Annotated in this window: 13 protein-coding genes; 4 read left to right on the forward strand and 9 right to left on the reverse strand. The window is 41.6% G+C overall.

Going from position 1 to position 13,617, the window contains the following annotated elements:
- Window positions 1-23: 23 nt before the first annotated feature.
- Together BLS49_RS07385 and BLS49_RS07390 are read right to left on the reverse strand one after the other, a co-directional pair.
- Complete coding sequence (locus BLS49_RS07385; RefSeq protein WP_091228216.1) at window positions 24-1,547, reverse strand: replication initiation and membrane attachment family protein; 1,524 nt, start codon at window positions 1,545-1,547, stop codon at window positions 24-26.
- A gap of 177 nt (window positions 1,548-1,724) precedes the next feature.
- Complete coding sequence (locus BLS49_RS07390; RefSeq protein ID WP_091227985.1) at window positions 1,725-2,018, reverse strand: YuiB family protein; 294 nt, start codon at window positions 2,016-2,018, stop codon at window positions 1,725-1,727.
- A gap of 239 nt (window positions 2,019-2,257) precedes the next feature.
- On the opposite strand from BLS49_RS07390, the gene hemQ reads away from it, so the two are divergent.
- Window positions 2,258-3,004, forward strand: coding sequence for a hydrogen peroxide-dependent heme synthase (gene hemQ, locus BLS49_RS07395; RefSeq protein WP_091227987.1), 747 nt, complete (start codon window positions 2,258-2,260; stop codon window positions 3,002-3,004).
- Between the two features lie 136 nt (window positions 3,005-3,140).
- Here hemQ and BLS49_RS07400 read toward each other — a convergent pair whose 3' ends face one another.
- On the reverse strand, window positions 3,141-3,395 hold the full coding sequence (locus BLS49_RS07400) for a hypothetical protein (protein ID WP_091227988.1): 255 nt from the start codon (window positions 3,393-3,395) through the stop codon (window positions 3,141-3,143).
- Between the two features lies 1 nt (window position 3,396).
- Window positions 3,397-4,590 (reverse strand): NAD(P)/FAD-dependent oxidoreductase, encoded by a 1,194-nt coding sequence (locus BLS49_RS07405; RefSeq protein ID WP_091227990.1) that lies wholly within the window; start codon window positions 4,588-4,590, stop codon window positions 3,397-3,399.
- Window positions 4,591-5,021: 431 nt separating this feature from the next.
- Here BLS49_RS07405 and BLS49_RS07410 point away from each other — a divergent pair, with 431 nt between their 5' ends.
- Window positions 5,022-6,023, forward strand: a complete 1,002-nt coding sequence (locus tag BLS49_RS07410; protein WP_091227992.1) for an NAD(P)/FAD-dependent oxidoreductase — start codon at window positions 5,022-5,024, stop codon at window positions 6,021-6,023.
- Window positions 6,024-6,139: 116 nt separating this feature from the next.
- On the opposite strand, the gene sda is transcribed toward BLS49_RS07410, so the two are convergent.
- Window positions 6,140-6,283, reverse strand: coding sequence for a sporulation histidine kinase inhibitor Sda (gene sda / locus BLS49_RS07415; RefSeq protein ID WP_091227993.1), 144 nt, complete (start codon window positions 6,281-6,283; stop codon window positions 6,140-6,142).
- 276 nt (window positions 6,284-6,559) lie between these two features.
- On the reverse strand, window positions 6,560-7,225 hold the full coding sequence (locus tag BLS49_RS07420) for a YheC/YheD family protein (protein WP_091227995.1): 666 nt from the start codon (window positions 7,223-7,225) through the stop codon (window positions 6,560-6,562).
- A 202-nt stretch (window positions 7,226-7,427) separates the two neighbouring features.
- On the opposite strand from BLS49_RS07420, the gene BLS49_RS07425 reads away from it, so the two are divergent.
- Together BLS49_RS07425 and BLS49_RS07430 are read left to right on the forward strand one after the other, a co-directional pair.
- On the forward strand, window positions 7,428-7,649 hold the full coding sequence (locus BLS49_RS07425) for a hypothetical protein (protein ID WP_091227997.1): 222 nt from the start codon (window positions 7,428-7,430) through the stop codon (window positions 7,647-7,649).
- A 179-nt stretch (window positions 7,650-7,828) separates the two neighbouring features.
- Window positions 7,829-9,028 (forward strand): AI-2E family transporter, encoded by a 1,200-nt coding sequence (locus tag BLS49_RS07430; protein ID WP_091227998.1) that lies wholly within the window; start codon window positions 7,829-7,831, stop codon window positions 9,026-9,028.
- A gap of 91 nt (window positions 9,029-9,119) precedes the next feature.
- Here BLS49_RS07430 and BLS49_RS07435 read toward each other — a convergent pair whose 3' ends face one another.
- The 3 genes from BLS49_RS07435 to BLS49_RS07445 are packed head-to-tail and all read right to left on the reverse strand — an operon-like array spanning window position 9,120 to window position 13,614.
- Window positions 9,120-11,849 (reverse strand): glycoside hydrolase family 2 protein, encoded by a 2,730-nt coding sequence (locus BLS49_RS07435; RefSeq protein WP_091228000.1) that lies wholly within the window; start codon window positions 11,847-11,849, stop codon window positions 9,120-9,122.
- A 30-nt stretch (window positions 11,850-11,879) separates the two neighbouring features.
- Window positions 11,880-12,719, reverse strand: coding sequence for a carbohydrate ABC transporter permease (locus BLS49_RS07440; RefSeq protein WP_091228002.1), 840 nt, complete (start codon window positions 12,717-12,719; stop codon window positions 11,880-11,882).
- 19 nt (window positions 12,720-12,738) lie between these two features.
- A complete protein-coding gene (locus BLS49_RS07445; RefSeq protein ID WP_091228218.1) occupies window positions 12,739-13,614 on the reverse strand; it encodes a carbohydrate ABC transporter permease in 876 nt (291 codons plus the stop codon).
- Between the last annotated feature and the right edge of the window lie 3 nt (window positions 13,615-13,617).

Here is a 13,617-nt window from a genome sequence, read left to right on the forward strand (position 1 = left end):
TTCTACCATCAAAAGGTCCCTTGTTAAAAACCTTTATTTTTACTAGCCTTCATCTGTTCCGCAAGTTTCATTAGTTCAGCCATTTCCTCATCAGATACCGGTTGAGCGTCAGCTGTACTTTCAACAATCGGTATATCAGGCTTAACAATCCCGCTGCGCCCAGCATAAGAACGGCCCCTGCTCGCTGTAGAGGAAGTATTTTTGGCAGCTACCTTATCTTTTACCTTAGCTTGTTCCCGAATATATTGAACCGCCTTCTCATAAGTGTTAACCTGCTTCAGCAGCATATTGGATGCGATGGCATCTACAAAATTGCGGTTAATCCGCTGTTCCCCATTAGCGTGCATTAGTGACATTAAATAATGGATAAGAACATTAATGACTTCTCCCGGCAGCTTGTAGTTGAGATCGATTTTCTCAAACATATCCAGCAGGTTATCCGGAATAGCTCCAGGAAAAAAAGTCTTCAATAAACGAGTATATGGTTCATTACGAAGCATCATATTGTATTGGTGAACATCACATTTGTTACGGAACTGCGGTGGAACTTCAACATAATACTCCATTTGTACAGCGAATTCTTCCTGGTGGCTATTATCTGTGCTTTTCTGCTCTGTACGGACCGAGACAACCTTCGCATACGCGACTTCCCGTTCTTCCTTCCTTCTCTTACCTTGCCGAAAATGAAGGTTAGCCTTATGCTGCAGTTCGTCGAGCAATAGACCGCTACCCGGATCGAACACTCCGTCTTCATCCAGCAGTCTGCATAAATCCTGAATGCTGAGATCATATTTCCGCGCAACATAATTGGCGATTCCCAAAGCTTCTGAATCAAAACGCATTTTTTCCACGTAGGATCGGTTCACTGACTCTCTCGGGAAACGGAGAATAATATCCGCATAATTGAATAAATCCTCTTCCGCCACAGCCTTAGCTCCCTGCTGCCTAGCAATTGAAGTCTCAGCGATCGCCTGCTCCAGTTCGTAATCTATAGAATGCGTGTTAAGCTCAAAAATATCATAAAAAGGTACAGATATATTTTCTTTATTATATGCAAGTCCATATAAATCTCCTGGCTCCTTGCTAAAGAAACGCTCCCGCAGAGACAAAACTGCGAATTTGCCAATTTTGTCACGCAGCAATAGCGTTAAGTGCTGGGTTTTAAAAAAATCCGCCGGAGACAAAGGCTGCTGTAATTCATATTCATATAAATAATCATCACTATCAGGTATGTACAAACGACTGGTTTGCATCAAACCTACCGCCTCCAGTTTGGAGGCTTGCTCAATAAGAAAGCTGCGTCCTTTTTCACTCGGTTCAAGACCCAGTGTCAAAAACAACCCTCTCTGCTGTTCTATTGATGAATAACCAACTTGCTCCAGTGGCACCTGCTCCGCCAACAATCGATATAATGCCACAGCGAAAGCACCTACCATCGGTTGATAGGCCAGTCCCAGCATTTTATCGTCCACGGAACTGAGACTGAAGTCGCGATATACGCAATAGCGGTGGTTTTCAGTAAAATGCAACATATTGTTCATGCGCAAGTTCTTCATCGCTCCTTCCTAGTCGCTTTCTACAGGACTTTCTCTATTCTATCATAAAATGCTAAATCTCGAATCGTTAAAACCTTACAAAAAACGCTATAATTGTGTATACAAAAAGGTATCTGTCAATTGGCAGATACCCCCATTTCATGATCAAAAATTAACTTTACGACTTGCTTAAAACATTTTATATCCACCTTGGCGCAATTTACGGATGGTCCATCCGCTAAGTATAGCCCCTGCCAATCCCGCAATCGCGGTCAAGTAATCCACTAAACGATAGGATGCCAAATATGAACCGAAACTCTTATCGTGGTTCCACAGCGTATATACAACAATAGGCAATATGATAAGAACGAAAATATAAGCGGGAAACCAAGTTGTTTTCATAAGCATATTAAGAATAAAACCGATGCCGAACATCATGACAAAAAACAAAACCATCAGCACCAAAACGATGAGCCATCCCATCGAGTTCCCACCCTTCACCTTATTAAACACTATAATATAGATCACATTATTTGGAACTAGTAGATAGTTTACTAGAAAAAATGTAACGAAGCAATGAACTTTCGATAAACAAAGCTATGAAGTTTCAATGAAACCTTTATAAATCAATTTGCTCCTTTTGTTGCCTTTAGTTACAATAAAGATAATACGCAATTTACAATAAATTAATGATGATGACAGGAAATTAGGAGTGATAATAAATGAATGAAGCAGCGTTAACATTGGAAGGCTGGTATGCCCTTCACGATTTCCGCTCAATCAACTGGACAGCTTGGAAGGCTGCTGATGATGAGGAACGCGCAGGTGCTCTGGAAGAGCTACATAACTTCCTTCAAGAGTGGAATCTTGCTGAACAAGACAAAACTGGAAGCACAGCAGTGTATTCCATCGTTGGGCAAAAGGCCGATTTCGTATTCATGCATCTGCGCGAATCTCTTGAAGAGCTGAATGATCTGGAGAACGAATTTAACAAAACTACTTTTGCTCAATATACGACCAAGGCATATTCTTATGTCAGCATCGTGGAGCTGAGCAATTACATGGCTTCCGGTGACGGTGATCCTAAAGCAAATCCAGAAGTCATGGCTCGACTTCAGCCGATTCTTCCTAAATCGAAATATATTTGCTTCTATCCAATGAATAAAAAACGCGATCTGAGCGATAACTGGTACATGCTGTCGATGGAAGAACGCCGGGGCATGATGCGTAGCCACGGCATGATCGGCCGCGGCTATGCTGGCAAGGTTAAGCAAATTATTACCGGTTCCGTCGGTTTAGATGATTGGGAATGGGGAGTTACTTTATTCTCCGATGATGCGCTCCATTTCAAGAAGCTCGTATATGAAATGCGTTTTGATGAAGTAAGTGCCCGTTTTGGCGAATTCGGTTCTTTCTATGTAGGCAACCTGCTTAACGAGCAGCTATTCGAAGAAATGCTTAAGCTGTAATAACAGACATAGAGCTATAGATTAACGAAAAGGATGGGGTGCACCCATCCTTTTAAATATGCCCACAAACATAAGGACTACCAAAATAAAAAAACAGCCTAACCTGATATCCCAAGGCCAGACCGTCATATTTCTCCTATTCATCCTCGTCTTCTTCCTGCTCTCGCATCGCTTCCAGAAATTCCGCAGTAGCACGATCGCGGGCTCTGCTTTTTTCCTTAAGACGTTCGATTGCTGGAAGAATCAGAATATCTACTTCTTTCTGAATAACGTAGGCATGATCATATTGCTGCTGCGACTCCAGATATGAGCCTACCTGCATCAGGGCGTTATATCGATCCAGCTCTTCTCTGGTTAACAATCCTCTGACTTGTACACTACAGTGACGCATACTACAGGAACCTGCCTTTTTTCAGTACAAGCAAAATGCCACCGATCGTAAACAAATAACGCATATCCACAAGTTTTTTAAGCTGTGCCGCTACCCAGCCTTTATACTTCTTGCCAAATGCCGAAGCAATGGCCTCGCCTTTACCGAGAGAAGCCACTGTGCCTTTATTGCTGAACACGAATTTCTTAAGCTCTTTGCTGCGGATAGAAGCAACGACATTTTGTGCGCAAGTCACACCCTGCTGCATAGCTATTTGTGCAGTTGGCGGATATGGACGACCTTCTGCATTAAACATCAACGAGTTATCTCCTATAATAAACACGTTATCATGGCCAGGAGCATGGAGGTAGTCATCTACCTTGACTCTACCTCTCGCTGTTTCAAATCCCGCCGCTTCGATTAGACGGTTGCCGCGTATTCCCCCGGTCCATACCACTGTAGCCGTCTTAATCTCTTCACCAGTAGCTAAAAAGACACCATCCGGTGTACACTCCTGAATCGCTACTCCGATTTTGAACTCTACACCTTTTTTCCGAAGGACGTCCATGGCATACTCCACCAGTTCAGGATCAAATCCTGGCAATGCTGTTGGCGCAGCCTCTACGTTGTATACGTGAACAAGGTTAGGATCTACATCGTACTCCTTGCACAATTGAGGAATCCGGTCTGCCAGCTCGGCAACAAACTCAATACCGCTAAAGCCGGCGCCTCCAACCACGAAGTTCAAGCGATCTGTTCGAGTTTCATCCAATTTATATAAAGCAAACTGATATTCAATATGCTGACGGATCAGACGAACGGAGTTAATGCTGCGGATCGTCATCGCATATTCACTGAGTCCCGGAATTCCAAATGATTCAGGCTCGCCGCCCAGAGCGATCACAAGGTAATCGTAGGATAATGTTCCGTCCTGAAGAACAACCTTACGGTCCGAAAGGCGAATCTCCTGCACGTTAGATTTAACCAGATCGATCTTAAATTCATCAATTAATTTAGAAATTGCCACTCTTGTATGATCAATGGAATCGGTTCCGGCCGCAGGCATATGAAGATGTGTCGTGAAATAATGATAATCATGACGATTCACAAGCGTAACGTCAGCTTCATTATAGTTCAACTCTTTCTGCAGTCTCTGGGCAGTCAAAATCCCCCCGTAGCCCGCACCAAGAATAACTATTTTAGGTATGGTACTCATATTTTGATCTCCTTCCGGTTTTGAAGCTTCTATATTTATATTTTTTGGGATAAAAGCTAATCTCATACTTCAATGTGAAAATTAACACATAACCAATTAGCCTTATACAATAACTACAATAATTATACATCCAACATTTAACTTAACCAAACGAACCATATGTTGAATGATTGCAAAAAATAAAGGGTACCTTTTAGAAATATACCAAATGTACCTTTTTCGTCACAAATAGATGTACATACATTTGAATGATATAGGCTTTTGTTTAAAAGATCAAGTCTTATTTTACGCGACTTTCAGCGGTTTTTAAGGCTTCAGGAGCATCGGATTACACAATAATTTCCTTGCCTTTCCAACATGGAATGGGATGTTTATAATAAAGTAGAAATGACAATATAAAGTATTACGAAAACAACTGGAGGTGTTTACCTGTGTCATCCCAAACTACTAGCGGCGATTTTACTGACCTGCTCATTATCGGAGGCGGTCCGGCAGGTATGTTTGCCGCTTTTTACGGCGGAATGCGCAAAGCATCTGTTAAACTCATCGAAAGTATGCCTCAGTTAGGCGGACAAGTAGCTGCCTTGTATCCTGAGAAATATATTTACGATATTGCTGGCTTTCCGAAAATTACGGGTCAAGAGCTGGTAAACAATCTTAATGAACAGCTAGGGCGCTTCGAGCCTGACATTCGTCTTGAAGAAAAAGTGCTTCAAATTGAGAAAAAGGATGAGCGTCATTTTGTAGTCACTACTGACAAAGAGGTTCATCATGCACACGCTGTTATCATTACAGCAGGTGTTGGCGCATTCGAACCACGCCGTCTGGATGTAGAGAATGCTGCCCATTTTGAGAAGAGCAATCTTCATTATTTCGTTAGCGATTTGAATAAATTTAAAGGCCGGAAGGTTCTGATCAGTGGCGGAGGAGACTCTGCTGTAGACTGGGCACTTATGTTAGAGCCAATTGCCGAAAAGGTAATCCTCGTGCATCGTCGCGATAAATTCCGCGCACATGAGCATAGCGTTGAGAACCTGATGAAATCCAAAGTAGAAGTAATTACTCCTACTGAGATCACCACTCTTCATGGTACAGATTCCATCGAGCGCGTAACACTGTCCCATGTGAAAACTCAGGAGACTCAGGAAATCGAAGTCGATGATGTAATCGTCAATTTCGGCTTTGTGTCTTCCCTGGGACCTATCGCAGAATGGGGATTTGATATCGAATCAGGCTCCATCGTAGTGGATTCACGGATGGAGAGCTCTATCCCAGGTATCTTTGCAGCAGGTGATATCACCACTTACCCAGGTAAATTGGATCTCATTGCAGTAGGCTTCGGCGAAGCGCCTACAGCGGTCAATAATGCTAAAGTATATGTTGACCCGGATGCCAAGCTCTCACCAGGACACAGCAGTAATTTAAAACTATAATAATTCCAGATGGAACAACGAAGGGTATCTATTCTTTACGTCGTACTATGTACGGTAAAGAAAGATACCCTTTAATTAATTTTACTTATTGCTAGCAAGACTTGTCCACCTCAATATCAATGTATCATCACTTCTGTATGAGTTTTAAGGTCACGTCTATGGATTTCTGCCAACAGCAGCCCAATGAACTCCTGATCTAGATGAAGTACTGTAGCCATGCGATAGGATTCAAGCAACATATCATCTGTTAACATCTCCATTGTTTACACATCCTTTCTATATTTTTCCTTATCATAACAAGAAAAAGAGGTAAGAACAAGCGTTCCTGTTATCCACAATTATCTGTGGAAATCCTGTGAATAACCTGTTAGTAAAAAAGCCAAACCATTGCTAAATATGATGGGATAATGTGGACAAAAGTTATTCACAGGACATTTTATAACCTTTTAACCTTAAAAAAAAATGTAAAACTACGAATTTTTAGTTCTTTTTTTTGTAATTGTGTTACAAAATATCGATTTCTGGCATTTTCACCACTATTGAGGACGTGTATTCACTTCGAAAATCCATATTTTGCCATATCTATCAATGCCATAATCAAACCCCAGCTGCTCGATCCCAGGAAAAGACGATTCCATAATACCAATACATTTATTCGTTAGATTTCGCATTTCTTGACGCTTTTTTTTCGCCGCTCCTTTGTGATGAAGTGATCGACCCAGCCCTTCCCTAGCAGTCAGCTGTGTGCCACCCTTACAAAGATTCGTAACAAACAATCCTGGTCTAGCCAATCTGCCAACCATAGAACGGTATACCCATGTCCCGTTGTCTTTGACGACCTTAACACGGTAATCAATTGGACGACCTGCGATTTTTGCTAATCTGATTCCCTGTTGTATCATATACTTGCGCCCTACCTTTGCCCGATTCAATGACTTGAACATCGCTTCGTAGCTAGGAAACGACCTTTGTTGTGACATATACATATAAGAATATACACCATTACTATAAGCCACCTTAATTACACCATATCCACCCCCGCCACGAAGAGGCTTAATAACTACCATTCCATGCTGCATTAGCATTTGCCTAAGAGCTTCAGAGCTGTAAATACGGGTTTGCGGTATGTGTCCGGCCACGTCCGCATTGCTTAACAGAGCTTCCGTCTTAAGCCATTTGTTAGCAAATTGTCTTCCTGCCATAGCACCATCCCCCTTTCCGTTATACGTTATTCATACTCAACCAACGCTCAGTGTTCTTGTATGTCTGTCCGCGGCATAAGCCTGTTTTAATCTATCCTTGTTTCTATGCAAATTGTTCAAATTAACGTATAGTTATTTTCAAGTGGAATATATGAGACAAAACAAGCATATGAAATAAGCTTGAACCTAGGAGGATTATTACTTGAACAACGATAGCTCCATAGCACCAGCTGTATTCAAAATTTTGTATTGGTTCTCTATGATTGCAATGTCGCTCGTTCTTGCAGCGATCACCGTAGTACTCTTCATGTTTGGCATTAAAACGCTCAAAGGCAGCCGCAAGGCTCTTGGAGTAGGATGCATCCTGTTCTCTGTAATCGCCGCCGGTATGGTAGTCCTCATGATTAACAGGCAATTTTTCTAATTTCCAGACCAAATTATAGAAAGATTCATCTCGTATTAGCGCATAATAGAGATGGGTCTTTTCTTAATATAGAGACATTTAAATAATAAATTTGAAACTAATTTCATTTAAATCGTATTATTTATATAGTAATAATTTTTGAGACGTTTTTTACTTTAGACAGGGGGTTCCTTACCAGCATGGGAAATACGCATATATGGAGCGACAGGTTCAAGAAATTTTTTATCAACAACCGTTTCGTTCTATTTTTACTCGTTCTTTTGTTAATTGGGCTTAACGTCCTTGTGTTGAACAAAATTTCTTTTATATTCACACCATTCGTGGTACTTATAAAAACCGTACTGCTTCCGGTTCTGTTAACTGGAGCGATCTATTACCTGCTTAATCCACTTGTCGATTGGCTGGAAAACAAAGGCGTCAAACGAGTTTTTACGATTATCGGTTTGTATTTGCTTATCATTGGCATCATTACTGTTGTTGTGATTTCCATCGTTCCAATCGTTCAGGAGCAGGTTACTAGGTTAATTGACAATTTCCCACGGTACAGCTATGAACTGCAAATCCTATTTGAAAATCTGACTGGCAGCGATTTATTTCATCAGTTCCAGAGTACGGCAAACTTTAATTTGAACGAGATCTGGCAAAATGTATCTGAGCAAGCCACCTCAATTCTGAATAATGCATGGTCTGGGATTGGCGGTTTTTTAGGGGCACTCAAAGACTTCATTCTGGCGATCATCACCGTTCCGTTCATTTTGTTCTACTTGCTAAAAGACGGAAAGAAACTCCCAGCATTCATTCTGCGTTTTGTACCTATACGCTTACGTAATTCGACTGGCCATGTCATGTCGGAAATGAACGGACAAATCAGTCACTATATCCGTGGACAAATTATCGTAAGCTTCTGCATCGGTATTCTTATGTATTTTGGATTTCTGATTATTGGGCTTGATTATTCTCTTGTTCTAGCGATCATCGCATCTTGTACAAGTATAGTTCCTTATCTAGGTCCTGCCATCGCGATTACCCCTGCGCTCATTATTGCGACAGTCACTTCTCCGTTCATGCTGCTGAAATTAATCATCGTATGGACTGTAGTGCAATTGATCGAGGGAAAATTCATATCTCCGCAAATTATGGGTAAAACACTGCAGATACATCCAATTACGATCATCTTTGTTATTTTGACTGCTGGAAATCTGTTTGGCGTCTTTGGTATCATCCTAGCTGTTCCTGGATACGCCGTACTCAAGGTCATTATGACCCACTTGTTCCAATGGTTCGAAATGCGTTCCCAGCTATATGAACCAGAAAATACGGACAACGAGACAGATCCAACTGCAACTGCAACAACAGTGACAGCAAATGAAGGACAATAATTAGTTTCATGTGACATAGAAAAAGGTACGTTACTCTCACAGTTCATACTCTGAGGTAACATACCTTTTTATTTATTGTTTTTATTCTTCTTTAGTATTCATTACGCTTCATTATTAAAGCATTTACTAATTGAGTTGCTATTGGATGTTTACCGTAATTGTCCTTCAGCTTCCAAGTTGTTAAGATGAGACTGCCTTGAGCGCTTCGCTGTACAATCAAGGAACCGCCAGCTTGCCCAAGCCACCCCTGAAAGTACCCCGAAAGAATCCGGCTTGTTTCTGTGATATTCTCATTTCCGAACATGTACACAACACGCCCCATCGTTCCACCTAATTTATTGTAATTGCTAAACGGAACGATATATTCAGGGTACAGGCCTTCCATCTCCCAGCCCATCTCATGGAGCAGAGGAATACCTTCAAAATAACCAGGATCAACGTAGTTAAAGGAAGATGTGCGATCCCAGCTTTCCCCTTGTACAAGCTGCCGGAACGTAAATTGTCCTTTTTGCGACAGTTTATCTCCTTCTTCAGCCAAGAACAATACGTGTCCACCTTGGCGATAATACTCCATGACAGCATCGTCCAGAGTGGAAGTGATTACAACCTCAGCAGCTTCAATTGTATCAACTACTGATAATCCGTTATCTTGGAGCACGGCTTTAAAATCTCCCCCCAGCTTATATGCACATACAGCAACCTGAGACATCTGAGTTTGAGGAGAAATCGTTAGCTCCTCTTCGTTAACTGCCGCATTTTCACCATCTAAAACTAGAGTTAGCTTCAAACGATGGAATGACGCTTTTGGAACAGCTGGAACCGTAAACTGAATCACTTCCGAGAGTTTTACATAAGCGCGGTTTCCTTCATGAAGCGGAATACTCCCACATTCATTAGTTCCGCAAATTTCCCATTTAACAACTCCATTAAGCGGAAGCATATCATCATTGCATATAATGACATCCCATGCCTGCTCTTCCTCGCACCAAAGATTTCGCTTCATTCGATCAGCCATTACAATTAAACTGCCATTAAAATCAGCCGCATGATCTATGCCGAGCTTCATGTTTCTTGTATAGTCCAGCCAGCCGTTTGTTTCCCACTCAATATCTGTGAATTCTGTAACAACATATCCGTTGATTTTTGGCTGTTTACGCATTTCTTCGATAAGGGATTTCACAGCCCGATGCATTCTGCGCTGAGAATAAAACGACAATTGCTCAAAATCACCGAAGATTTCATTTAATTGATATTTTTCGAAATTACGCAAGGCGGTAAGAGGATTCTTGAAATCCTCACGATGAGTATCATCCCCCAGATTTGAAAACCACGAAGGTTCTCCCTGATAGTACTCGAACAATTTTTGAATACTTGGCAATCCCCATACCCCGAACTCGGATACGATAATCGGCTCACCCTCCGGTTTATAGCCTTTCACATAGTTCTTCTCAGGGGTTCCTACCATATAATCGTCTATATCTGACTTCCAATCTTCTATCTGCTCAGGCAATACAAAATAGCGATGATGGTCATTAATATCGGTCTTCACATGTACCCAGCCGGAATTGTCGCAGATCAGTCGAGTAGGGTCTAGTTGCTTAATTTCGTCGTACATCTTTTTCACATGCTCTTGCTTCTCTATATCATTAGCTAAATCCCATTCCAATCCCCATTCTTCATTATATAGAGACCAAATCAGGATAGATGGATGGTTAAAATCACGCTCGATCATACCCGTAAGCTCACTATGAAATCTTTGTCTACTCTGTGCTGACCATTTCACTACGTTAGGGGTTTCAGCCCAAATTAGCATCCCCATTCGATCGGCCCAGTAGAGGTAGCGAGGAATCTCAACCTTAATATGCTTGCGAAGCAAGTTAAAACCCATCTGTTTCGCTAAATTGATTTCATTGTGTATCCACTCGTCAGACGGAGCAATGTAAATGGTATCCGGATAAAAAGCTTGATCCAGCGCCCCGCGCACATACAGTGGCTTATGATTCAATAGCAGTTGTCCATCATGAAATTCAATCTCTCTCATCCCAAAATAAATACTAATCTCATCGATGATTATATCGCTCTTAACGTCTATGATTTTTACGAGCATATCATATAAATGCGGATTTTGCGGTGACCACAGAGTCGCGTTCTTAAGAGGTATAACGTGTTTTGCTTCATTATCTGTAACGCTCTCTCTAGCTATCGATAGAATATTCTGAGGGTCCATATGGTCTGTTACAACATATTCAACTACTAGCTCACCCTCTATTTCACCAGAAATAGTCAGCTTCGCCTCTACTATCTCATCATCAATATTCGGATATGCATGCACTTGTTTAATGAAGCAATTTGCACGTAATTCCAAGGTAACATCCTGCCAGATCCCACTGATTCTTGTATACCAGCTGCCTTGCTTACCAATCGGAATTTCAGCATTATCCTGGGGATCAAATACTCGAACCGTAAGTCTGTTCATTCCCCCCCGATTTATAACATCCGTTACGTCAAATTCGAAAGGAGTAAATCCGCCTTCATGCTCTCCAATGTACACTCCGTTCAACCATACTCTTGCCTGAAAATCTACTGCACCAAAATGAAGATATGCGTGTCTATCAGTAGGGATTTCCAGGCTAGCAAATTCTTTCTCGTACCACCCCGTACCACAGTATTGCACGTAATCCTCTTCTCGCTGCCATATATGCGGAACCTCAACCTGCCGAGATTCTTTTAAACCTTCGGCAAACCAAGCTTCTCTTTCTCCCTGATCCTTCCGGTCGATTCGAAAATTCCACAATCCGCTTAAGTTATGACTCTCTCTCATATCTTCTCCTCCATTACATAAATCCTGTTATTACTTTATTCCAGTCATAGAAATACCTTTGATGATGTGCCGTTGGAACAACAGGAAGACGAGAATTGCAGGAATACTCGCAAGAACATTCGATGCCATTGGCACAGCTAAATCTGTCGCGAAGATACTCTGGAACGTCGGTATACCTACAGGCAGTGTCATCATCGAAGTCTCTTGTGCAACGAGTAAAGGCCAGAGCAAGTTATTCCACGACTGTATGAAAATAAAGATACTAACCGCAGCCATGGAGCTTTTAGATAATGGCCAAATCATTTTCCACCAGATAACGAATATATTGGCTCCGTCAATTTTGGCAGCCTCAAGTAATTCATTTGGAAGCTGATCGATAAATTGCTTAAGAATTAAGAAGGCAAGAGGCAACATCATTCCCGGCCAAATTAACGCATTATAGCTATTAGTCCAACCAAATTCAGTAATCATATCGAACAATGGAACAACGATAGATTCCACAGGTACCATCATTCCTACTAGAATGAGTGCAAAAATAAATGTCTTACCTTTAAATTGTATTCGTGATACTGCAAATGCCGCCCATGAACTGAACAATACGGTAATAGCTGTTTGCACAACACCAACAATGACACTGTTCCATGTCCATCTCCACATCATGGCTGTTCCGTCCGGTTTTAACACAGCTTTAAAGCTCTCAAGTGAAAACTTCGTTGTGAACAGCTCACCAAGCACAGTAACCGTGGAGCCAGGCTGCTTCAATGCCGCTATAAGCATCCACAATATGGGTGCAAACATGATGACAGCTAACGCATACCCGATAATGTAGCCTACGATTTTTGAGTCAATGATTCGTTTTATGTTACTCACGCTTGTATCACCTCTTTATTTAATTCTTTTTGCCCATCAGCAGCTTGTATTGTGCTAATGAAATCAGTGCAATCGTTAGGAACAGGACGAATGATACAGCTGAGGCATATCCCGTATCCCATTGCCGAAATGCGATTTGATAAATATAGTGAACAAGCGGCGTGGTAGATGTTCCCGGTCCGCCTTTTGTAATAAGCCAGGTTTGACCAAAAAGCTTGAAAGAGGCGATCGTTTGCAGAAGAATGACGAGCGCAGTTACTCCCTTCAGCGAAGGCATGGTGATAAAACGAAACTGAGCCCATTTGTTGGCGCCATCGATATCTGCTGCTTCATATAAGTCTTCAGGAATTTCTTGTAAGCCTGCGAGGAACAATATCATATTAAATCCGACTGTCCACCAGAGCGTGGCGATCAAGATGGACAACCATCCCATTCCCCAGCTTCCAAAAAACGATACTCCCATCGTAATCCCAAATGAATTTAATGTTTCAGCAATCAGACCTGTTCTGGATTGAAGGATAAATACCCAAATACTACCTATAACAGATACTGAGAGCATGTATGGCATAAAAAAGGCCATTCTAAGTATCGTAGTACCTTTCAATTTCATGTTGACCAATATAGCCATTCCGAGCCCCAAAACGACAATGGAAGGTGTGGATATCAAAATAAAGTACAGTGTATTCCACAACGCGCTCCAGAACTTCTCATCTTCCATCATGTATCGATAATTATCCAATCCTACAAAGGTTTTCTCCGCGCCGAAGGTCCCGGATGACAAGCTGCCTAGAAATCCTTTAAAAATTGGATAGATCCAAAATATTAGATAGAGGATCATGAAAGGAGCCAAAAAGGCAAGTGCAGTTAAGTAGTTTTTGTATATGTGGCTTTTCATTTT

The sequence above is a fragment of the Fontibacillus panacisegetis genome, assembly GCF_900102215.1.
GTDB lineage: Bacteria > Bacillota > Bacilli > Paenibacillales > Paenibacillaceae > Fontibacillus > Fontibacillus panacisegetis.